The organism is Arsenicicoccus piscis, from assembly GCF_022568835.1.
GTDB classification, from domain to species: domain Bacteria; phylum Actinomycetota; class Actinomycetes; order Actinomycetales; family Dermatophilaceae; genus Arsenicicoccus; species Arsenicicoccus piscis.
Map to the genome: position 1 here is coordinate 55793 of NZ_JAKZHV010000011.1, position 20076 is coordinate 75868.

The window sequence follows — 20076 nt, forward strand, 5'->3', positions numbered from 1 at the left end:
CAGTCGAGCCACAGCACTCGAACCACACGAAGCGAGCCCGGTCACCGGGCTCGCTTCGTCGTTGGTAGCGCTGCTAGAAGGAGTAGAGCCCGGTGATCGTGCCGCGGGCCAGCAGGTGCGACCCGATGGTGAACGCCGTGGCAGCACCGCTCGCGGTGTCGTCCAGCCCGAGGTCGTCGGTGTCCAGCGCGTGCACGGCGAAGATGTAGCGGTGCGGCCGGTCACCCTGCGGCGGGGCCGCGCCACCGAACGCCTTGATGCCGTAGTCGCTCGCCATCATGAACGCGCCCCGCGGCAGGTGCTTGCCGAACTCCGCGCCCGCGTCCTCGGGCAGGCTGGTCGTGTCGGCGGGCAGGCCGACCAGCAGCCAGTGCCAGAAGCCGCTCGGCGTGGGCGCGTCGGCGTCGAAGCAGGTGACGGCGTAGCCCTTGGTGCCCTCGGGGGCGCCGGACCAGGACAGATGGGGAGAGACGTTGCCGCCCTCCATCCCCCACGAGTCGAAGACCTGGGCCTCGCCGAGCGTGTCGCCGTCGGCGAAGGTCTCGCTGGTGACGGTCAGCGACGGGACCTGGGGGAGCAACGAGTAGGGATCGGGGGCGATCGGTCGGTCGAGATCCATGGACCCGACCCTAACCAGCGAGCAGCGCCCGTGCCAGTGCGTCGTCGACGACCAGGGACGACACCAGACCTCCGGTGACCGCCGCCCGCACCGCAGGGGCCCGGTCTACCCCGGTCGCGACGGCGATGACCTGGGGGATGGCCGCGAGCACGTCGCCCGGCACGGTGATCAGGCGCTTGTCGAGCGGGGTCCGCACGACGTGCCCCCGCGCGTCGTAGCAGACCGCGGCCATCTCGCCGACGACCCCTGCGGCCCGCAGCTGCTCCCGGTCGGCCTCGGTGCTGGCGTCGTAGATCGTGGACTGGCCCGGTGCCCAGTGGCCGATGCCGACGACGGCCTTGGTGACCCGGCGCGCCTCGTTCAGGGCGTCCATCACCTGCGGCTCGCGGCGCAGCCCGTCGGCCGTCGCGACGTCGTCCACCAGCATGGGGGCGTAGAACACGTGGCCGCGGGTGCCGGCGAGGCGGGCCGCCTGCACGACCACCTCGATGGCGCTGGCGTCCTCACCCTCGAGCGTCTGGGCGCCGCTCAGCTGCACCACCTCGATGGGCGGCAGGCTGCGCAGCGCCTGGACCATGGCGTAGACGCTGCGGGACCACGGCAGGCCGAGGACATCGGTCGGCTCGAGGACCTCGCCGAGCAGCGTGGCGGCGGCGGCACTGACCTGGCGTCGGACGGCGGCCGGCGCGGGGTCGGCGACCGTCACCACGACGACGTGGTCGAGCCCGAGGGCGTCCTGCAGCCGGGTCGAGGCGTCGATGTCGATCTCGCCGAGGGGGTTGATCTCGATGCGCACCAGCCCGGTGGCGAGGGCCTCGTCGAGCAGTCGGGCGACCTTGAACCGGCTGATCCCCACCTCCTGGGCGATCTCCACCTTGGACCGTCCCTCGAGGTAGTAGCGGCGGGCGACCTTGCCCATCAGGATCGCCGCCGTGGCGCTGGGCACCGGTCCGGCGGCGAGGCTCCCTGCGGGCAGCGGGACCGGCCGGTTGCGCTCCGTGTGCGACGACATGGCGACCCCTCTCGGCTGGGACGGCGGTCCCACACCAGCTGCTATCCCGATGCGGTCACCCCATTGACAAACCGCATGAGCGCCACTTTACTCATATGGGCACTCAGTTGCGCAACTGTTCGCTCATATGAGCACCAGTTGGGTCAGCCGGGTCGCCGTGCGCCAACCGTGGCCGACACCCCGCATCGTGGACCGTCCCTGCCAGCACCGACAGGGACGGGGCGGGACTCAACGAGGAGGATTTGTGCCGAGAACACTCGTCAAGGCCGTGGCGGTTGCCGCGACGGCCGTCACCGCAGCAGCCCTCGGTGGCTGCGCCGGCTGGGGTGGCGGAGGCGGGACGGGCGGCGGAGCCAACACCGTCAACGTCCTCATGGTCAACAACCCACAGATGGTCGACCTCCAGCAGCTGACCGACAAGTACTTCACCGCCAAGACCGGGGTGAAGGTCAACTACACCGTCCTGCCGGAGAACGACGTCCGCGACAAGATCAGCCAGGAGTTCTCCTCCCAGGCCGGTCAGTACGACGTCGCGTCGCTGTCGAACTACGAGATCCCGATCTACGCGAAGTCCAAGTGGATCGCGCCGATGGACGACTACATCGCCAAGGACCCGGGCTTCGACCAGGGCGACATCCTCAAGCCGATGACGACGTCGCTGTCCTCGGACGGCAAGATCTACGGTCAGCCGTTCTACGGTGAGTCCTCGTTCCTGATGTACCGCAAGGACGTCCTGGCCGAGAAGGGCCTGACGATGCCCGCGAACCCGACCTGGGCACAGGTGGCCGACATCGCCGCCAAGGTCGACGGGGCCCGGCCCAACATGAAGGGCATCTGTCTGCGCGGCCAGCCCGGCTGGGGCCAGATCTTCGCCCCGCTCAGCACCGTGATCAACACCTTCGGCGGCACCTGGTTCACCAAGGACTGGGAGGCCCAGGTCAACGCGGCGCCGTTCAAGGAGGCCGTCAACTTCTACGTCGACCTGGTCCGGGCGCACGGTGAGAAGGGCGCGCCGCAGGCGGGCTTCACCGAGTGCCTGAACAACCTCATGCAGGGCAACGTGGCCATGTGGTACGACGCCACCAGCGCCGCCGGCTCCCTCGAGGCCGACGACTCGCCGACCAAGGGCAAGTTCGGCTACGCGGCCGCGCCGGTCAAGGAGACCAAGTCCTCCGGTTGGCTCTACACCTGGGCGTGGGCGATCCAGCAGGCGAGCCCGCGCAAGGACGCCGCCTGGAAGTTCATCTCGTGGGCCTCCAGCAAGGAGTACGAAGAGACCGTCGGCAAGGAGCTCGGCTGGACCCGGGTGCCCGCCGGCAAGCGTGCCTCGACCTACGAGAACCCCGACTACCTCAAGGTGTCCGCGGCGTTCGCCGAGCCGACCAAGGCGGCGATCGAGGCCGCCGACCCGCTGAACCCCGGCGTGCAGCCGCGGCCGGCGATGGGCATCCAGTTCGTCGACATCCCCGAGTTCCCCGATCTCGGCACCCAGGTCTCGCAGGACGTCAGCGCGGCGATCGCCGGCAAGATGACGGTCGACGAGGCTCTCGACAAGGGTCAACAGCTCGCCGACGACGTCGCCGAGACCTACCGTCAGCGAGGCAAGTGATGAGCACCGCCACCAACACCCCGGCGAGCAACGTCCCCCACGGCAGCTCGTCCCACTCCAACACGCCGCACACCAACACCGAGGTGGCCTCGGCCATCTCGCGGGCGGGCGCGTGGTCCCGGCGGATGCCGCTGCTGCCGGCGCTGATCTTCACGATCGTGCTGACCCAGCTGCCGTTCCTCGCGACGATCGTCATCTCGTTCATGAAGTGGAACGCCTACTACCCCGACGAGATCGGGTTCGCGGGCCTGAACAACTTCGCCAAGGTGCTGACCGACGTCAACGCCCGTCAGGCGATCTGGGTCACCGTCCTGCTGACGGCCGCCTCGGTCATCATCAGCCTGGTGCTCGGCCTGATCATCGCGCTGCTGCTGGACCGCACCTTCCCCGGTCGCGGCATCGTGCGCACGCTCATGATCACGCCCTTCCTCGTGGTGCCGGTCGCGGCCGCCCTGCTGTGGAAGCACGCGCTCTACAACCCTGAGTACGGCCTGTTCAACGGCCTGCTGCGCGCGGTCTTCGGGGCGAACGCCCCTCAGCCGGACTGGATCTCGCAGAACCCGCTGTGGGCGATCATCATCGCGATCGTGTGGCAGTGGACGCCGTTCATGATGCTGATCCTGCTGGCCGGTCTGCAGAGCCGTCCGATGGACGTCGTCGAGGCCGCCCGCATCGACGGTGCGAGCAACTGGCAGATCTTTACCCACATGACGCTGCCGCACCTGCGCCAGTTCATCGAGCTCGCGGCCCTGCTCGGGACGATCTACATCGTCCAGAACTTCGACCACGTCTTCACGATCACGTCCGGTGGCCTCGGCACGGCGAACCTGCCGTACTTCATCTACCAGACCTTCTACACCGCGCACGACTACGGGCGGGCCTCCGCGGCCGGCGTCATCGTCGTCATCATCACCTTGATCGTGGCGACGGCTGCCCTGCGCACGGTCTTCAGCATCTTCCAGGAGGAGTCCCGATGAGCAAGCAGCTCACGACGTCGTCCGGCCAGGTCATCAACCAGCCCAAGAAGTCTCCCGTCGACACCCTGCTCGGCATCGTCGCCTGGCTGGTCGGGCTCGGCTTCTTCCTGCCCTTCGCGTGGATGGTGCTGACCTCCTTCCACCGCGAGTCCGACGCGGCCACCAACCCGCCGTCGCCGTTCGCGCCGCTCGTGCTCGACGGGTACCGCTCGTTCTTCAACTCGGGCCCGTGGCCGTCGCTGCTCAACTCGCTGACCGCGAGCGTGCTGTCCACGATCCTGGTGCTGATCCTCGCGTTCCCGGCCGCCTACGCGCTCTCCATCCGGCCGGTGCAGAAGTGGACCGACGTGCTGTTCTTCTTCCTCTCGACGAAGTTCCTGCCCGTCGTCGCGGGCCTGCTGCCGATCTACCTGTTCGCGCAGAAGGTCCACCTGCTCGACAACATCTGGCTGCTGATCATCCTCTACACCTCGATGAACCTGCCGATCGCGGTGTGGATGCTGCGCTCGTTCCTCGCCGAGGTGCCGGTCGAGATGCTCGAGGCCGCGCAGGTCGACGGCGCGGGCCTGGTCCGCACGCTGCGCGAGGTCGTCGCCCCGGTCGTCATGCCGGGTCTGGCGTCGGCCGCGCTGATCTGCTTCATCTTCAGCTGGAACGAGCTGCTCTTCGCCCGCGTGCTCACCGGTACGGTGGCGCAGACGGCCCCCGTGTTCCTCACCGGGTTCGTCACCAGCCAGGGCTTGTTCCTCGCGAAGGTGTGCGCCGCGTCGCTCGTGGTCTCGCTGCCGGTGCTCGTCGCCGGGTTCGCCGCGCAGGACAAGCTGGTCCAGGGTCTGTCGATGGGAGCTGTGCGCTGATGTCCGACACGAACGACACCGCCAAGAAGCCGGTAGAGCTGAGCGAGGCGAACCTCGACGCGATCGAGTCCCCGGTGGTCGTCCCCGGCTACGACCGGGCCACGGTCACCGACCGGATCGTCCACTTCGGGGTCGGCGGGTTCTTCCGCTCCCACCAGGCGATGTACCTCGACGCCCTCAAGGCGCAGGGGCTGGCCGACGGGTGGGCCATCACCGGGGTGGCCACGCTGCCGCACGACCGCCGGATCTACGACACGATGACGGCCCAGGACGGGCTCTACACCCTCGTGGTCAAGCACCCGGACGGTCACCGCGACGCCCAGGTGATCGGCTCGATGACCGGCGTGCTCTTCGCGCCGGACGACCCCCAGGCCGTCATCGACGCCCTGGTCGACGACGCCACCAAGATCGTCGGCCTCACCATCACCGAGGGCGGCTACTGCTTCCACCCGGTGACGGGGGAGTTCAACCCCGAGGACGCGTCCATCAAGGCCGACCTCGAGCCGGGCGCGACCCCGACGAGCGCCTTCGGGTTCATCGTCGCCGCGCTCGCCGCCCGGCGGGCCGCCGGCAAGGACCCGTTCACGGTGCAGTCCTCGGACAACATCCCCGGGAACGGTGACGTCGCGAAGAAGATGGTGTCGGCGTTCGCGGAGGTCAACAACCCCGAGCTCGCCGAGTGGATCCGCGCCGAGGTCGCCTTCCCGAACTCCATGGTCGACCGGATCACGCCGGTCACCACCGACGAGGACCGCGCGTCCCTCACCGAGGAGTTCGGCGTCGTCGACGGCTGGCCGGTCGTGTGCGAGCCGTTCACCCAGTGGGTGATCGAGGACCACTTCCCGCAGGGCCGTCCGGCCTGGGAGAAGGTCGGCGCCCAGATGGTCGAGGACGTCATCCCCTACGAGCTGATGAAGCTGCGGCTGCTCAACGCCTCCCACCAGGCGCTGGCCTACCTCGGCTACCTGTCGGGCTACCGCTACGCCCACGAGGTGTGCTCGGACCCGCTGTTCGTGACGTTCCTGCTCGGCTACATGGAGCAGGAGGGCTCGCCCACGCTGCCCGAGGTCCCCGGCATGGACCTCGACCAGTACCGCCACCAGCTGATCGAGCGGTTCGCGAACCCCTCGGTCCGTGACCACCTCGCCCGGCTCTGCCTGGAGAGCTCGGACCGCATCCCGAAGTGGCTGGTGCCCGTCATCAACGAGAACCTCGCGTCCGGCGGGGAGATCGACCGCTCCGCTCTCGTCGTCGCCTCCTGGGCGCGATACGCCGAGGGTGTCGACGAGCAGGGTGAGCCCATCGAGGTGCAGGATCGGCTCAAGGAGCAGGTCATGGCCGCCGCCGCCAAGCAGGGCGACGACCCGCTGGCCTTCCTGCAGCAGCGCGACCTCTTCGGCGACCTCGTCGACGACGAGCGCTTCACGACGGTCTACCTGAAGGCGCTGAGCTCGCTGCACGACCAGGGCTCGCGCGCCACCTTGGAGGAGTGGGGGAAGTAATGCGCGTCGCCGTGCTCAACGGACCGGGTGACCTCGAGGTCGCCGCCGTCGGGGTGTGCGGGTCGGACACCCACTACTACGAGCACGGCCGGATCGGTCGCTTCGTGGTCGAGAGCCCGCTGGTTCTCGGCCACGAGGCCTCCGGCCGCATCGTCGAGGTGGGCGCGGGCGTCGACCCCGCCCGCGTCGGCCGGCGCGTCTCGATCGAGCCGGGGGTGCCCTGCTTCACCTGCGAGCAGTGCCTCGCCGGGCGCTACAACCTCTGCTACGACATGCGCTTCTACGCGACCCCGCCGATCGACGGCGCGTTCGCCCAGCTGGTCACGGTGCACTCGGCGTTCGCCCACGACATCCCGGACTCGGTGTCCGACGACGCCGCGGCGCTGCTCGAGCCGCTGTCGGTCGGCGTGTGGGCGGCCCGGAAGGCGCGCGTCGGCGCGGGCACCCGGGTGCTCGTCATCGGCGCCGGCCCGATCGGCATGGTCGCCGTCCAGGTGGCCAAGGCGTGCGGCGCGACCTCCATCGCCGTCGCCGACATCAACGAGCACCGCCTCGAGGTCGCCCGCGAGCTCGGCGCCACCCAGACCATCGACAGCCGCACCCAGAGCCTGGACGAGCTGACCGAGCGCCCCGAGGTGCTGCTCGAGTGCTCCGGCAACGGTCCGGCGACCATCGCCGCCATCAAGGCGCTCGCGCCCGCCGGACGCGTCGTCCTGGTCGGCATGGGCGGTGACGAGCTGGCCCTGCCGCTGTCGGTCGTCCAGGAGCGTGAGCTCGAGGTCACCGGCACGTTCCGCTACGCCAACACCTGGCCGACGGCGATCCGGCTCGCGGCCTCAGGAGTCGTAGACCTCGACCGGCTCGTCACGGGCCACGTCGGGCTCGCCGAGGCCGCCGACGCCCTGCTCGCGGGACGCACCGACCCCGCGGCGATCAAGACCATCGTCTGCCCCCAGCGGTAGGAGCCTGTGTTGCCCCACCCGACCCAGCAGTCTGCTCAGCCGCTGCCCGCGCGCATGGCCGGTGTCCGGCTACCCGGAGACAGCACCGTCGAGCACGTGACCGTCGACGTGCCCACGCCGGGACCCGGCCAGGTGCTGCTCGCCATGAAGGCCTCGTCCATCTGCGGCAGCGACATCCGGGCGATCTACCGCGAGCACCTCGGCCACGGCGCCGAGGCCTACCAGGGCGTCGTCGCAGGGCACGAGCCGTGCGGCCAGGTCGTCGCGGTCGGTCCGGGCGCGCGCCGGCTCGAGGTCGGTGATCGCGTCGTCGTCTACCACATCGCCGGCTGCGGCATGTGTGCCGAGTGCCGCCGGGGCTACCAGGTCGCCTGTCACGCGCCGTTCCGCGCAGCGCACGGCTGGCAGCGCGACGGCGGGCACGCCGAGTACCTCCTCGCCGAGGAGGCGACCTGCATCCCGCTGCCCGACAACCTCAGCTACGAGGACGGCGCGCTGGTCTCGTGCGGCTTCGGCACGGCGTGGGAGGCGATCGAGAAGGTCTCGCTGTCGGCGCGCGACCGGCTGCTCGTCACCGGGCTCGGCCCGGTCGGTCTCGCCACCGCGATGCTGGCGCGCTCGCTCGGGGTCACCTCGATCGTCGGCACCGACGTCAGCGCCGACCGTCGCGCCCAGGCGCTCGAGCTCGGGCTCGTCGACGAGGCGGTCGCCCCCGACGCGGTCGACAAGACCGTCGACCGGGTCACCGGGGGAGCGGGCTGCGAGGTCACCATCGACTGCTCGGGCAACGCCACGGCCCGCGAGAGCGCGCTGCGCAACACCCGCGCGTGGGGCCGGTGCGCGTTCGTCGGTGAGGGCGGCACGGTGACCTTCGCGGTGTCGGACCTGATGATCCACAAGCAGATCACGCTCTACGGCTCGTGGGTGGCCTCGACGCTGCACATGGAGCAGCTGCTCGAGCACCTGTCGCGCCACGACATTTATCCCGACCGGATCGTCACCGACCGGCTGCCGCTCGAGGAGGCCGGCCGGGCCTACGAGCTCGCGGACGCCGCCCAGGGTGGCAAGGTGTGCATCGTCTTCCCTTGAGCCCGCCCACTAGATCCCTGCACCAAGATCCCCGCACCCAAGCCCCGCACCCAAGCCCCGCACCCAAGCCCCGCACCCCAGGAGACCGCAGTCCTCATGAGTGAGCCGCGCACCCTCGTCGCCGGAGTCGACTCCTCGACCCAGTCGACCAAGATTGTCGTCTGCGACGCCGAGACCGGACAGGTGCTGCGGCAAGGTCGGGCCTCGCACCCCGACGGCACCTCCGTCCACCCCGACCGGTGGTGGGAGGCGTTCGGCGAGGCCAGCGCCGACGGGCTGCTGGACGGCGTCGCGGCCATCGCGGTCGGGGGTCAGCAGCACGGCATGGTCACCCTCGACGAGCAGGGTCAGGTCGTGCGAGAAGCGTTGTTGTGGAACGATTCTCGGTCGGCCAAGGCCGCCGAGGACCTGATCGCCGAGCTCGGCGGACCCGACGCGTGGGCCGAGGCGATCGGCAACGTGCCGGTGGCCGCGCTGACGGTGACCAAGCTGCGCTGGCTCGCCGAGAACGAGCCCGACCTCGCGGCCCGGGTCACCCGCGTGGTGCTCCCGCACGACTGGGTGAGCGCCAAGGTGCTCTACGGCGACGCCCCGGTCGAGCGCTGGTTCACCGACCGCGGCGACGCGTCGGGCACGGGCTACTGGTCGCCGACCACCGACGACTACCGCACCGACCTGCTGGAGCGCGCGTTCGGTCGCTCGCTGGAGCTGCCCGAGGTCCTCGCCCCGTCCGCGACGGCCGGCCGCACCGCTGACGGCATGCTCGTCGCGCCCGGCACCGGCGACAACATGGGTGCCGCGCTCGGCCTCGGCCTGGTCCCCGGTGACGTGGTGGTGTCGCTCGGCACGTCCGGCACCGTCTTCGCCGTCGTCGACCAGCCCACCGGCGACGTCAACGGCATCCAGGGCTTCGCCGACGCGACCGGGCGCTACCTGCCCCTGCTCTGCACGCTCAACGCGGCCCGCGTGCTGACCGCGGCCACCCGGCTGCTGAGCACCGACTTCGCCGGCCTGGACGAGCTGGCCCTGGCGGCCGAGCCGGGCGCGGGCGGTCTCACCCTGCTGCCCTACCTGGACGGCGAGCGCACGCCCAACCTCCCCGAGGCGACCGGCACCCTGGGAGGCATGACGCGCGAGAACATGACGCCCGAGAACCTCGCGCGTGCCTGCGTCGAGGGGATGCTGTGCAACCTCGCCGCCGGCATCGAGGGGTTGCGCGCGCACGGCAATGAGGTGCGCCGGGTCTTCCTGATCGGTGGCGCCGCCGCCTCACGGGCCGTCCAGGAGATCGCGCCGATCGTCTTCGGCACCCCGGTCACGATCCCCGAGCCGGGGGAGTACGTCGCGATCGGTGCCGCGCGCCAGGCCGCCTGGGCCCTCGCCGCGACGTCCGGTGACGCCCCCGAGCCGCCCGCCTGGGCCGTCCCCACGGCGGTCGAGCTGCCGGTGCACGACGTCGAGGTGGGCGCCCGCATCCGCGAGCGCTACGCGGCACTCGCCCAGCAGGTCTACGGGGTCTGAGCGGGAGGGCTACCGGCTCTCGAGCGACTCCTTCGCCTTGGCGATCGCGAAGCCCCACCCCTGGGCGATGCTCACCTGCGGCGGCACCGAGATCTCCTGCGGGTTCGTCACCACGTCCAGCAGGGTCGGCTCGGGCTGGGCGATCGCCCAGGCGACCGCCTCGTCGAGCTCCTCGGGGTCGGTCACCCGGCGCGTCGCCAGCCCGAGGGCGGCCCCGACCGCAGCCAGGTCGGGGTTGTCGAGCTCGGTGCCGAACTCCGGCAGGCCGCCCTGCTCCTGCTCGAGCTTGACCATCCCGAGCCGGCCGTTGTCGAACACCACGAAGGTCACCGGCAGCCGGTAGGTCACGGCGGTGCGCAGGTCGCCGAGCAGCATCATGAGGCCGCCGTCGCCGCAGAACGCCACCACCGCCCGCTCGCGGTCCAGGGCCTGGGCGCCGACCGCCTGGGGGAGGGCGTTGGCCATCGACCCCAGGTTGTAGGAGCCGATCAGCCGCCGCGTGCCGGTCATCGTCACGAACCGGGAGAACCACACCGTCGACATGCCGGTGTCGGTGGTGAACAGCGTGTCCTGCGGCGCGTGCCGGTCCACGGCGGCGGCCACGGCCTCGGGCCGGATCAGGTCGTCGGGGTTGTCGACCTTGCCGCGTAGCCTGCCGATCAGGCTGCGCTTCTCGTAGTCCGGCTGGGCCAGCTTGGCCTGGCGTTCCCGCCACTTCTCGTAGACCTCGCGCGCATCGTCCAGGTGACCGCTGTCGGAGCGTGCGGCCAGCCGTGGCAGCAGCAGGCGCAGCGTCTCGCCGGCGTCGCCGATCATGGCGTGCGTGCAGCGGGTGCGCCGCCCGATGTGCGCCTGGCGCAGGTCCAGCTGGACGACGACCTTGCCCTCCGGATAGAAGTTCCGATACGGGAAGTCGGTGCCGACCATCAGCAGCAGGTCGCAGTCGTGCAGCGCCTTCGCCGCGGCCTCGTTGCCGATCAGTCCCGACTGGCCGACCTCGTAGGGGTTGTCCTGCTCGAGCCCCTCCTTGGCCTTGAGGGTGAGCACCATCGGGGCCTTGAGCCGCTCGGCCAGGGCCAGCACCTCGGTCCGGGCCTCGCGGGCACCCTGCCCGACCAGCAAGGTGACCTTCGGGGCGTCGTCGATCGCGGCGACGGCCATGTCGATCTGGGTGAGCGGGGCGGCGGCCGGCCCCGCCGGCGGCGCGAAGGTGGGGACGTGCGCCCCGTCGGGCAGCTCGGCGTCCCCGAGGTCTCCGGGCAGGGTCAGCACGGCCACGCCCTCCTCGGCGTACGCAGCGTTGACGGCCTGCTCGAGCAGCAGCGGCATCTGCGCGGCCGACGTGACCGTGCGGCACCACACCGCGACGTCGCGAAAGAGCGCGTCGTTGTCGACCTCCTGGAAGAAGTCGCTGCCCATCTCCTCGCTCGGCACCTGGCCGATGATCGCCAGCACCGGCGCGTGCGACTTCTTGGCGTCGTAGAGCCCGTTGAGCAGGTGGATGGCGCCGGGGCCGACGGTGCCCATGCAGACGGCGAGCCGCCCGGTGAGCTGGGCCTGCGCGCTCATCGCGAACGCCGCGGCCTCCTCGTGCCGCACGCCGATCCACTCGACCCGGTCCTCGGTGCGGATGGCGTCGGTGACCGGGTTCAGCGCGTCGCCGACGACGCCCCAGACCTGGGTCACGCCGTGGTCGGCGAGCGCGGTGACGATCGAGCCGGCGACGGTCTTGGGGGTGGTCATCGGTGGGTCTCCTGACGTCGGGAGTGGAAGGTGTCGGCACTCGCGATGGCCCAGTCATCGGCCCAGCTCTGCGGCGGCTCGGACAGCAGCTGCCGCGGTGCGAGCCACTCGTAGACCTCGGCGTACGACTGGTTGGCCGTGGACGAGACGTTGCGGCGCAGCATGGTGGGGTCGAGCTGGCTGGGGTGGGTGACACCCATGGCGGCCATGATCTGCACGGCCTCGGCGACGGTGGCCTCCTGGAACCGCTGGACCCGCTGGCTCTTGTCACCCACGTCGAGGGCGCGTGCCCGCCGGTGGTTCTGGGTGGCGACCCCGACGGGGCACTTGTCGGTGTGGCACATCTGGGCCTGGATGCAGCCCACCGCCATCATCATCGCGCGGGCGGCGTTGGTGTAGTCGGCGCCCTGGATCAACCGCTTCACGATGTCGTTGCCGGCCGAGATCTTGCCGGACGCCCCGATCTTGATGCGGTCGCGCAGCCCGGTGCCGACCAGGGCGTTGTGCACGGTCATCAGGCCCTGGGTGAGGGGCATGCCCACGTGGTCCTCGAACTCCAGCGGGGCCGCACCGGTGCCGCCCTCGGCGCCGTCGACAATGATGAAGTCCGGCGCCGTGCCCACCTCGAGGATGGCCTTGCAGATGGCGAGCACGTCGGTGCGCGACCCGACGCAGAGCTTGAACCCCGCGGGCTTGCCGCCGGAGAGCTCACGCATCCGCGCCACGAACTCGATCAGCTCCGTCGGGGTCGAAAAGACGCGGTGCGTCGGCGGACTGACGCACTTCTGCCCCTTCGGGACCTCGCGGATCTTCGCGATCTCCTTGGTGACCTTCGCCGCCGGCAGCACGCCGCCGATGCCCGGCTTGGCGCCCTGGCTCAGCTTGAGCGACACGCACTTGACCTGGTCCCGGCTCGACTTGTCGGCGAACTCCTCGGGGTCGAAGTCGCCGTCCTTGGTGCGCACGCTGAAGTACCCCGTGCCGATCTCCCAGACCAGGTCGCCGCCGAACTCCTCGTGGTAGGGCGACAGCCCGCCCTCGCCGGTGTCGTGGGCGAAGCCGCCCATCGCCGCGCCCTTGTTGAGAGCGCGCAGCGCGTTGGCCGACAGCGCGCCGAAGCTCATCGCCGACACGTTGAGCAGGGACATCGAGTAGGGCTTGGTGCAGTCCGGCCCGCCGATGAGCACCCGCGGCGGGTCGTCCGGCGCCGTGGCCGGCACGGTCGAGTGGACGAGGTACTCGTAGTCGATCGCCTCCACGTCGCGCTCGGTCCCGAACGCCTGCTCGCCGTGGATCCCCTTGGCCCGCTCGTAGATGATCGAGCGGGTGTCGCGGTCGTAGGGCCGCCCGTCCCAGTTGCGCTCGATGAAGTACTGCTGCAGCTCGGGGCGGATGTCCTCGAGCAGGTAGCGCAGATGCCCCACGACCGGGTAGTTGCGCAGCACCGAGTGCTTGCGCTGCACCAGGTCTCGGGCAGCCAGCGCTGCCGTGGCGCTGGCCAGCCCGACGGCGGCGGTGCGGAGGGCGTCGTGCGCACCGCTGTGGTGCGGCGGTAGCCCGGGGAGATCGCGATCAAGACCCATGGCCTGACCTTGCCCTATCTGCCGGTGCCGATACGGCACTCCCGCCGAGAACGGCCTTGATCCTCAGCGCCGGCTCAGCCGTTGTAGTCCCGACGACTGGTTGCGGTTCGGCGGGCCTGGCCCTCCTGACCCTCCTCGATCCGTCGACACGGCACCTGGCCACCGAGACGGCGGTTGTGCACGCCAACCCCGCCGACACGGCACTTGGCGACCGAGATGGCGGGTGTACCAGCCATCTCGGTGGCTAACAGCCGTGTCGGCGGGATGGGGGTGACTAAACGCCGTCTCGGTGATCCATCACCATGTCGACCGCAGCGGCCCCACGCGCACCACCACGGAGGCGTCGAGTCTCGCCCGAGCGTGCGCTTCGGACTGATTCACGAGCGCCTGAACGATCAAAACTGTTCCGTAGACCCGTCAATCAGTCCGAAGCGCACGCCATGCCCACCCACGCGAACCGCGGGCAGGTGATCTACCGGGCCTGGGAGGCGCCAACCGCCGTCTCGGCGGCCAACAGCCGTGTCAGCAACGCCGGCAACCCCAGCAATTCCAGCAACGCCCACGCTCAGCCGACGAGGCGCCCGAGCAGGAGGGCCAGCTCGGCCCGGGGGTCGGTGGCCTGGCCGCCGTGCACTGGCCCGGGCTGCAGGACGGTGCTGCGCGGGGCGGCGAGCCAGCCGAAGCGGCGCCCGTCGCGGGCGTCGCGCGGCAGGCCGGCGACCGCCTCGCCCTCGCACACGTTCGACACCGTCGCGAGGGCAGCCCGCAGCCCGTCGAGATCGAGCCCAGGATGCAGCGCCAGGAGTCGGTCCGCGTCGATGGCCGTCGCCGCCGCGAGATACCCGGCGTCCTGGCTGTAGAGCACGACGCCGACGTTCACGAACTCCTCACGGTCGACGCGGGGCACGGCCCGCAGCACGACGTACTGATAGGCGTACCAACACGGCGCGCTCATCGCAGTCGACCCCGATCGCCGTCGGCGCCGCCTGCGCTGCCGGACCCGCCGGCCCCACCGGCGAGAAGAGGCGTCAACCAGGCGTCCGGCGAGGCGAGCCGTGCGGTGAGGTTGTCGACGTAGGCACCCCGCACCCGGTCTACGGTCTCGTGCTCGGGGAAGGTCTCGAGCCACTGCTCGGGCACCGCGTCCACAACCTCGCGCAGCAGCGTGGGAGTGATCACGGCGCGGGCTCGCTCGTCGGCGCCGACGAGGTCCGTCGCCACCTCCCGCAACACGTGCGTGGACGGGTCGAAGCGTTGCGCCGCGAACCGTTCGGGGTGACTGCCGCGGCTCGGCCAGGAGTGATGGAAGTAGAGCGCGGCACCGTGATCGATGGCCCACGTCTGGCCGTGCCACACCAGCAGGTTGGGGTTGCTCCAGGTGCGATCCACGTTGGCGGTGAACGCGTCCAGCCACACGATGCGGGCGGCCAGCTCCGCCGACGGCGGCCGGGACCCGTCGTAGCCGAACGAACCGGGCAGGAAGTCGACCCCGAGGTTGACGCCCGGGCTCGCGGTGAGCAGGTCTTGGACCTCTTCGTCGGCCTCGTACCGCGCCATCGCGGTGGGCATGTCGATGGCGACCAGGTCGGGGGTGGGGATCTGCAGCGCCTGGGCGAGGCGCGAGACGATGACCTCCGCCACCAGCACCTTCAGGCCCTGCCCTGCGCCGCGGAACTTCACGACGTAGGTGCCGTCGTCGTCGGCCTCGACCAGCCCCGGCATGGAGCCGCCCTCGCGCAACGGCGTGACGTAGCGCGTGCCGGTCACCTCGGGCAGGCCAGGGGGTTGCTCGCTCACCCGGCGAAGCCTACTGGGCGGCGCCCACCCGACCGCGGACGCGACTCCGCGCGGACGCGAGTCAGCGGGCCAGCCTGAACCGGCGCCCCGACACCTCGTCGAGGGTGACCTCGACGAAGATCTCCTTGACCGTGTCGACCCACGGGTGCAGGTGCAGCGAAGCGCTCAGCTCGTCCTGCTCGCTCATCGAGTCGACGATGCGCGCCTCGCCCTGGCCGATGACGCTCCACGCGTCGCGGCCGCGCACCTGGTCGATCTCGAAGGCGACGGACGACGCCACCACGAGGCTGACCAGCTTGCTGCCCTCGGCGGAGCGGAAGTAGATCTTCTGGTCGCGCACGCAGTAGTTGACCGGCGTGATGGCCACCGAACCGGCGGCGCTCGTGGCCAGCCGACCGAACTCCTCGCCCGCCAGGAGATCCCAGCACTCCTGCTCCGACAGGGTCGTGACTGCTGCGTCGCTCATGGGTCCATCCTTGATCTACGCCCGGCGGTTGTCGACCCGAGACCGACCCGGACACGCTGCTACGGCACCGCCGTCCTCAGCGTCCTCAGCGTCCTCAGGCGCGTCAGCGGTTTCGTTGCCGAGCCGATGCCGTCAGCAGGGGTGGGGCGACCCAGCCCACCACCGAGCCCGCCACCCGCACCACCAACGACACCGCCGATCAGGCCATCATCCGAGCGACCACCCAGGCATCCGACAGTGCCAGCACAACCAGGGAGAAGACCATCGACGGGTGATCCCCGCCGACCTGCACCACCGTCCGCACCCATCGACGCGACCCCAGACCCCGGCCACGTCCTCGTCACAGCGAGGAGCTTCCATGCGCCAGCTGTCCGAGTCGACCGACACCGTACTGACCGACACCCTGCTTACCGACACGCTGCCCACGGACACCCTGTCCACCGACGTCCTGTCCACCGACAGCGTGGCCACCGACGAGCTGCCCGCCCTGAGTCACCGCGAGCTGCTGGCCGAGCTGGCCTCTCGCGAGGAGCGGACCAGGCTGCGTCGCCAGGAGCTGCCGGAGGGTGTGGAAGGCGTCTCCGACGGCGTCCTCGCCCGCTGCTACGAGGCCGAGGAGGACGTCGTCGAGGAGCTGGCGCGACGCCGCCGCCCGCCCCCTGAGGATTGGGTCGGGGGTCCCCTCCCGTGCTAATGTTCCGTGTCGTTGGCCTGCGCCTCGCGCGGCTCGACACACCCGTCCGGGTGGCGGAATGGCAGACGCGCTAGCTTGAGGTGCTAGTGCCCTTTATCGGGCGTGGGGGTTCAAGTCCCCCTCCGGACACACAACGGCATGGTCCGTGATCAGGGTAAAACCCCTGGTCACGGGCCATTCGTCGTTTCTGGGGGTAGTTGCACAGATACCCACAGATGCTCAGAGATGGTCTGCCATACGACACGTAACCGACACGAAACGACACAGGAGACACCTCATGGCACGAGCACGAGGCCGCCGCGGATTCGGCCAGATCACCCAGTTGCCCTCCAAGCGGTACCGCGCTGCTACACCGGACCGGACACGGCCCTGCACAATGCCCCGACGACGTACCTGCGGAAGGAGGACGCCGAAGCCTGGCTGGTGGATGAGCGCCGGTTGATCTCCGAGGGGCGGTGGACGCCGCCGGCCCAGCGCAAGGCGGCGATGATCGCGGCGGCTACCGCCGCAGCCCAGCCGGTGCTGACCGTCGGGCAGTACGTCGAACGGATCATCCAGCGCCGCTCCACACGGGCCCGGAAGCCGATCGTGCCCACGACCAGTGACACCTACCGGAAGGACTGGCGGCTGCGTGGTGGGCACCTCGACAGCCTGCCCCTGACCGAGCTGACCCCCACCGCAGTCGCGGCCTGGTGGGAGGACGGCTTGTCTGAGGACTGCTTGACGTCCCACGGACGCTGCTACGACCTGCTGAAGAGCGTCATGACCGAAGCAGTGGAGGAAGAACTGATCGACCGGAATCCGTGTCGTGTTCGGGGCGCTGGTAAGCCCGCCTCGCGGCGCACCGGGCAGGCGCTGACGGCGCAGGAGGTGCTGGCCTATCTCGATGCCGTTCCAGCGCGGTACCGGGTAGCCCTCGCTGTCGCGGCCTGGTGTGGCCTGAGATCGGGCGAGGTTCGGGGCCTGCGTCGTTGCGACATCGACCTCCAGGAGCAGGTCATCTGGGTGCGCCAGGGTGTGACGCGTGTTCGCAAGGATGACCACTCGTTCGAGTGGCGCATCGCTAGGCCCAAGACGGAGGCGGGGTACCGCAGGGTGGCCATGCCGAGTCTTCTCGTTGAGCCTTTGCGCACGTGGTTGGCCACGGCTCCGATGACCGGCGCATCCGGGTTCCTGTTCCCGGCCACCGACGGCGGAGTTCCCCGCCCTTCGCGCGCACGCTGAGCAACAGCTCGGTTCCCTGCTGCTGATGGCGGACGAACATGGTGCCCACCGGATGCTCATGTGGCTCGGCCTGCGCGGGGTGCTGTCGGTCGCGGACTGGTGGGGGACCCCGGCCTGGCCCTTCATCGTGGACGAGTTCTTTCGACGGCTCGACGACCCTGACTACGAGCACTGGCGCACCGGCGGCCATCCGGGGCCACCGCCCGAGGGGCTCGCCCGCGACGAGTTCCGCGAGTTGCTCCTGTCAGCGCCCGACGAACTGCCGACCGAGTTCGTTGACTTCTGCATCCACAGAGGTGCCATCGGTTTCGTCCGACCCGACCGGTCGGGAGACTCATACGACATCGGGGGATGACAGCCACTGCCGGAGCCAGGAGTTCCGGCGCCTGTGCCCCCAACGGGGCCCGGCAGGGACCACACGAGGGCCGATGGTGGCCACGGCGAGCCCATCTGGGCTCCGTGCCCTCGGCCGCCTCCCGCGTGGTCTCTTGTGGGTCTCAGGGTGGTCCTGCTGTGGCCCGATGTGAGCCATTTCAAGGCCGCTTCTGACCAACTGCATGCGGCTCCCTGCGTGATGCAACGTTTGCCGACGCGGCTTGCCCGGAATGTCGGTGTCAACCCCTACGGTGCCGACATGGACTCGATCGAGCTGACCGATCACGAACTGGGCCGGGGGATGGAGTTGCGCCTCGAGCACCGTCGCGCACTGAGTGACGAGACCGACGCCCTCGTCGAGAACTGGTGGGTGACAGGAGTTCTGGTCGGCCCGGACGAGGACCCGGGTCCCGACGAGGCACAGCTCGAGGTGGTGCAGGCGCGCCTGGTCCGGTGCCCCTTGGGCCGGCCCGACCTGCTCATGACCCTGGACGGAATGGAAGCAGACCTGGGCGCGGTCGGGTACGCCGTTCTGGACGACACTGGCGACATCCGTGAGGACCTGTCGTCGGTGAGCGGCATTGGCAGCTACCTGCTCATCGTGGACTCGGTCACGGTCGACAAGCGTTTTGCGGGACGTGAGGTCGGTAGGTGGATCGTGGCCGAGGCAGTCAGCGCGCTGAACGCTGGAGTCGCCTTGGCCGCGGCGATCGCTGCCCCGCTGGATGGCTCCCAGGGTGCTGCTCGGGAGCACGCCTGCGAGAAGCTGCGGGCCGTGTGGTCGTCAATCGGGTTCGTGGACGTCGACACCACCGGCAGTGACAGCGTCTTGGTGCTCAACCCTGAGCTCAAGACCACATACGCGCGACTGCAGAGGCTGCGGAACCGCTTTGGTGTGGCGGCGCGCAGCTGACCTCAGGCGATCTCACAGCGCGTCGCGCCGCCGGGCCACCTCGGTTTCAAGGGCTCGGAGCCGAGTATCCAGCTCAGCGATCGATGGCACAGTTGCTGAACCGTCTGCGGTGCCTGGGGCGCGCACAGCTGTAGCAGCGGCGAGCCGGACCACCCACTCCTCGCTCTCGCGGCCGGCTGCACGGTCGAGTGCTAGCAATAGCTTCGCGTTATCCACCTGATCGCTGGTCACCTGGACCGCCATGGAAGCCTCCTCTACCCACTGTGATCCTTAGTATCCTCTGCCGTCCACCCGGCGGTGCCTCCGGCGGAGTGTCAGGGGCGGCGACTAGCATCAAACAGATCATCCAGCCAGCACCGCGAGCAGAGTGGGAGTGGACATGGCCACCAACAGCTCGATCGAGTGGACCGAGGTCACATGGAATCCTGTTACGGGTTGCGACCGCGTGGCTGCTGGGTGCGACAACTGCTACGCCCTGACGCTGTCGAAGCGCCTGAAAGCCATGGGTGCCGCGAAGTACCAGAACGACGGTGACCCGCGAACGTCAGGCCCTGGTTTCGGCGTGACAGTTCACCCTCGTTCGCTCGAGCAGCCGTACCGCTGGCGCACGCCCAAGATCGTCTTCGTGAACTCGATGAGCGACCTTTTCCACGCCAAGGTACCGCTCGACTTCATCCGCGACATCTTTGACGTCATCCGCGACACGCCTCAGCACACGTACCAAGTGCTCACCAAGCGTGCCCTGCGCATGGAGCGGCTGGCCGACAAACTCGATTGGCCGGACAACCTCTGGATGGGCGTCTCAGTTGAGTCCGCGGACGTGGTTGACCGGATCGAGCATCTTCGCAACGTTCCAGCCGCTACACGGTTCCTATCGTGTGAGCCGCTCCTAACGGCGCTTCCCGGACTTGACCTCACAGCCATCGATTGGGTCATCGCAGGCGGTGAGTCAGGATCGCGCGCGAGGCCCATGGACCCTGACTGGGTAGAAGATATCCGCGACCAGTGTGACAACTCGGGTGTCGCATTCTTCTTCAAGCAATGGGGTGGCCGTACGCCGAAAGCTAACGGTCGACAGCTCGATGGTCGCACTTGGGACGAAATGCCAGCGCTGGCCACTGCCCTCTAGGGCT

General features: G+C 69.7%; 20 protein-coding genes and 1 tRNA gene. 13 read left to right on the forward strand and 8 right to left on the reverse strand.

Annotated features, from left to right (window positions below; genetic code table 11):
- Window positions 1-73 precede the first annotated feature (73 nt).
- Together MM440_RS16075 and MM440_RS16080 are read right to left on the reverse strand one after the other, a co-directional pair.
- Window positions 74-619, reverse strand: a complete 546-nt coding sequence (locus MM440_RS16075) for a YbhB/YbcL family Raf kinase inhibitor-like protein (RefSeq protein ID WP_241446024.1) — start codon at window positions 617-619, stop codon at window positions 74-76.
- A gap of 10 nt (window positions 620-629) precedes the next feature.
- Entirely contained in the window at window positions 630-1631 is a 1002-nt protein-coding gene (locus MM440_RS16080) for a sugar-binding transcriptional regulator (RefSeq protein ID WP_241446026.1), read from the reverse strand.
- Window positions 1632-1875: 244 nt separating this feature from the next.
- On the opposite strand from MM440_RS16080, the gene MM440_RS16085 reads away from it, so the two are divergent.
- The 7 genes from MM440_RS16085 (at window position 1876) to MM440_RS16115 (ending at window position 10148) form a co-directional block, all read left to right on the forward strand.
- A complete protein-coding gene (locus tag MM440_RS16085; protein ID WP_420914184.1) occupies window positions 1876-3240 on the forward strand; it encodes an ABC transporter substrate-binding protein in 1365 nt (454 codons plus the stop codon).
- Complete coding sequence (locus MM440_RS16090) at window positions 3240-4217, forward strand: carbohydrate ABC transporter permease (protein WP_420914185.1); 978 nt, start codon at window positions 3240-3242, stop codon at window positions 4215-4217. The genes MM440_RS16085 and MM440_RS16090 overlap by 1 nt, the downstream gene beginning before the upstream one ends.
- A complete protein-coding gene (locus MM440_RS16095; RefSeq protein WP_241446032.1) occupies window positions 4214-5074 on the forward strand; it encodes a carbohydrate ABC transporter permease in 861 nt (286 codons plus the stop codon). Before MM440_RS16090 ends, MM440_RS16095 begins: the two co-directional genes overlap by 4 nt.
- Entirely contained in the window at window positions 5074-6576 is a 1503-nt protein-coding gene (locus MM440_RS16100) for a mannitol dehydrogenase family protein (RefSeq protein ID WP_241446034.1), read from the forward strand. Before MM440_RS16095 ends, MM440_RS16100 begins: the two co-directional genes overlap by 1 nt.
- Window positions 6576-7538 (forward strand): NAD(P)-dependent alcohol dehydrogenase, encoded by a 963-nt coding sequence (locus MM440_RS16105; RefSeq protein WP_241446036.1) that lies wholly within the window; start codon window positions 6576-6578, stop codon window positions 7536-7538. The genes MM440_RS16100 and MM440_RS16105 overlap by 1 nt, the downstream gene beginning before the upstream one ends.
- 9 nt (window positions 7539-7547) lie before the next feature.
- Entirely contained in the window at window positions 7548-8627 is a 1080-nt protein-coding gene (locus MM440_RS16110; protein WP_241446038.1) for a zinc-dependent alcohol dehydrogenase family protein, read from the forward strand.
- Window positions 8628-8723: 96 nt separating this feature from the next.
- A complete protein-coding gene (locus MM440_RS16115) occupies window positions 8724-10148 on the forward strand; it encodes a xylulokinase (protein ID WP_241446047.1) in 1425 nt (474 codons plus the stop codon).
- Between the two features lie 9 nt (window positions 10149-10157).
- Here the strand turns inward: MM440_RS16115 and MM440_RS16120 are convergent, their stop codons facing one another.
- The 5 genes from MM440_RS16120 to MM440_RS16140 form a co-directional block, all read right to left on the reverse strand.
- Window positions 10158-11891, reverse strand: a complete 1734-nt coding sequence (locus MM440_RS16120; protein WP_241446056.1) for a thiamine pyrophosphate-dependent enzyme — start codon at window positions 11889-11891, stop codon at window positions 10158-10160.
- Window positions 11888-13474, reverse strand: coding sequence for an FMN-binding glutamate synthase family protein (locus MM440_RS16125; protein ID WP_241446058.1), 1587 nt, complete (start codon window positions 13472-13474; stop codon window positions 11888-11890). Before MM440_RS16125 ends, MM440_RS16120 begins: the two co-directional genes overlap by 4 nt.
- Before the next feature lie 565 nt (window positions 13475-14039).
- Window positions 14040-14429, reverse strand: coding sequence for a DUF3037 domain-containing protein (locus MM440_RS16130; protein WP_241446060.1), 390 nt, complete (start codon window positions 14427-14429; stop codon window positions 14040-14042).
- Entirely contained in the window at window positions 14426-15196 is a 771-nt protein-coding gene (locus MM440_RS16135) for a HipA family kinase (RefSeq protein ID WP_241446257.1), read from the reverse strand. The genes MM440_RS16130 and MM440_RS16135 overlap by 4 nt, the downstream gene beginning before the upstream one ends.
- Before the next feature lie 136 nt (window positions 15197-15332).
- The gene (locus tag MM440_RS16140) at window positions 15333-15737 is read right to left on the reverse strand and encodes a pyridoxamine 5'-phosphate oxidase family protein (protein WP_241446062.1); all 405 of its coding nucleotides are present in this window, start codon (window positions 15735-15737) and stop codon (window positions 15333-15335) included.
- Window positions 15738-16095: 358 nt separating this feature from the next.
- Between MM440_RS16140 and MM440_RS16145 the strand changes: the two genes are divergently transcribed.
- From MM440_RS16145 to MM440_RS16165, 5 genes are all read left to right on the forward strand, one after another.
- Entirely contained in the window at window positions 16096-16431 is a 336-nt protein-coding gene (locus MM440_RS16145; RefSeq protein WP_241446064.1) for a hypothetical protein, read from the forward strand.
- A 44-nt stretch (window positions 16432-16475) separates the two neighbouring features.
- A tRNA-Leu gene (locus MM440_RS16150) sits at window positions 16476-16560 on the forward strand.
- A gap of 96 nt (window positions 16561-16656) precedes the next feature.
- The gene (locus tag MM440_RS17480; RefSeq protein ID WP_479370980.1) at window positions 16657-17655 is read left to right on the forward strand and encodes a site-specific integrase; all 999 of its coding nucleotides are present in this window, start codon (window positions 16657-16659) and stop codon (window positions 17653-17655) included.
- Window positions 17656-17680: 25 nt separating this feature from the next.
- Entirely contained in the window at window positions 17681-18010 is a 330-nt protein-coding gene (locus MM440_RS16160; protein WP_241446068.1) for a hypothetical protein, read from the forward strand.
- Between the two features lie 147 nt (window positions 18011-18157).
- Window positions 18158-18943, forward strand: a complete 786-nt coding sequence (locus MM440_RS16165; protein WP_241446077.1) for a hypothetical protein — start codon at window positions 18158-18160, stop codon at window positions 18941-18943.
- A 12-nt stretch (window positions 18944-18955) separates the two neighbouring features.
- On the opposite strand, the gene MM440_RS16170 is transcribed toward MM440_RS16165, so the two are convergent.
- Entirely contained in the window at window positions 18956-19186 is a 231-nt protein-coding gene (locus tag MM440_RS16170) for a hypothetical protein (RefSeq protein WP_241446079.1), read from the reverse strand.
- A gap of 136 nt (window positions 19187-19322) precedes the next feature.
- Here MM440_RS16170 and MM440_RS16175 point away from each other — a divergent pair, with 136 nt between their 5' ends.
- A complete protein-coding gene (locus tag MM440_RS16175) occupies window positions 19323-20072 on the forward strand; it encodes a DUF5131 family protein (RefSeq protein WP_241446081.1) in 750 nt (249 codons plus the stop codon).
- The last annotated feature ends 4 nt before the right edge of the window (window positions 20073-20076 follow it).

Excerpts from the sequence above, each read along its gene's own strand:
- MM440_RS16075 (WP_241446024.1), bottom strand. The coding sequence starts at position 619 with ATGGATCTCGACCGACCGATCGCCCCCGATCCCTACTCGTTGCTCCCC.
- MM440_RS16080 (WP_241446026.1), bottom strand. The coding sequence starts at position 1,631 with ATGTCGTCGCACACGGAGCGCAACCGGCCGGTCCCGCTGCCCGCAGGG.
- MM440_RS16090 (WP_420914185.1), top strand. The coding sequence starts at position 3,240 with ATGAGCACCGCCACCAACACCCCGGCGAGCAACGTCCCCCACGGCAGC.
- MM440_RS16095 (WP_241446032.1), top strand. The coding sequence starts at position 4,214 with ATGAGCAAGCAGCTCACGACGTCGTCCGGCCAGGTCATCAACCAGCCC.
- MM440_RS16100 (WP_241446034.1), top strand. The coding sequence starts at position 5,074 with ATGTCCGACACGAACGACACCGCCAAGAAGCCGGTAGAGCTGAGCGAG.
- MM440_RS16105 (WP_241446036.1), top strand. The coding sequence starts at position 6,576 with ATGCGCGTCGCCGTGCTCAACGGACCGGGTGACCTCGAGGTCGCCGCC.
- MM440_RS16115 (WP_241446047.1), top strand. The coding sequence starts at position 8,724 with ATGAGTGAGCCGCGCACCCTCGTCGCCGGAGTCGACTCCTCGACCCAG.
- MM440_RS16120 (WP_241446056.1), bottom strand. The coding sequence starts at position 11,891 with ATGACCACCCCCAAGACCGTCGCCGGCTCGATCGTCACCGCGCTCGCC.
- MM440_RS16125 (WP_241446058.1), bottom strand. The coding sequence starts at position 13,474 with ATGGGTCTTGATCGCGATCTCCCCGGGCTACCGCCGCACCACAGCGGT.
- MM440_RS16130 (WP_241446060.1), bottom strand. The coding sequence starts at position 14,429 with ATGAGCGCGCCGTGTTGGTACGCCTATCAGTACGTCGTGCTGCGGGCC.
- MM440_RS16135 (WP_241446257.1), bottom strand. The coding sequence starts at position 15,196 with ATGCCGGGGCTGGTCGAGGCCGACGACGACGGCACCTACGTCGTGAAG.
- MM440_RS16140 (WP_241446062.1), bottom strand. The coding sequence starts at position 15,737 with ATGAGCGACGCAGCAGTCACGACCCTGTCGGAGCAGGAGTGCTGGGAT.
- MM440_RS16145 (WP_241446064.1), top strand. The coding sequence starts at position 16,096 with ATGCGCCAGCTGTCCGAGTCGACCGACACCGTACTGACCGACACCCTG.
- MM440_RS17480 (WP_479370980.1), top strand. The coding sequence starts at position 16,657 with ATGGTCTGCCATACGACACGTAACCGACACGAAACGACACAGGAGACA.
- MM440_RS16160 (WP_241446068.1), top strand. The coding sequence starts at position 17,681 with ATGGCGGACGAACATGGTGCCCACCGGATGCTCATGTGGCTCGGCCTG.
- MM440_RS16170 (WP_241446079.1), bottom strand. The coding sequence starts at position 19,186 with ATGGCGGTCCAGGTGACCAGCGATCAGGTGGATAACGCGAAGCTATTG.
- MM440_RS16175 (WP_241446081.1), top strand. The coding sequence starts at position 19,323 with ATGGCCACCAACAGCTCGATCGAGTGGACCGAGGTCACATGGAATCCT.